Consider the following 533-nt stretch of genomic DNA (forward strand, 5'->3'; position numbering starts at 1 on the left):
AGCTTCTCTTCAAGATATTTCGTACTGCTTTCCAGAAGTCTCTCCGATGCCCGTTTGCTTTTTGCAAGAAGCACAATGTCATCTGCATACCGGATACATGGGACTCCTCTCTTCACAAACTCCTGATCAAACTCATTGAGGTAGATATTCGCCAGTAATGGGGATAGGTTTCCTCCTTGTGGCGAACCTTCCTCTGTTTCCTTCACCACTCCATTCTCCATTACCCCGCTTTTCAGATAACGCTTAATCAACTGTACCACCCTCTCGTCCTTTACAGTCCTGCGTAGTAAGTTGATAAGGATTTCATGGTTAAGTGTATCAAAGTATTTCGATAAATCTAAGGATACTGCATATGTGTATCCTTCTTCTGCATACTCCTTTACTTTAAGTATTGCGTCTTTGGCGCTCCTGCCCGGACGATAGCCAAAGCTGCCGTCTGCAAACAGCGGTTCATAGATTGGCACCAACTGTTGCGTTATTGCCTGTTGGATGGTACGGTCTATCACCGTTGGTATGCCAAGCTTTCGCACACC

Annotated in this window: 1 protein-coding gene; it reads right to left on the reverse strand. The window is 45.4% G+C overall.

Annotation, left to right across the window (positions count from 1 at the left end):
• Window positions 1-533, reverse strand: a 533-nt coding sequence (locus DWX61_RS18760) for a reverse transcriptase domain-containing protein (RefSeq protein WP_286188099.1), incomplete at both ends; no start/stop codon positions are given.

The sequence above is a fragment of the Ruminococcus sp. AF20-12LB genome (genome assembly GCF_003478985.1).
In the GTDB taxonomy this organism is placed as follows: domain Bacteria; phylum Bacillota; class Clostridia; order Lachnospirales; family Lachnospiraceae; genus Blautia_A.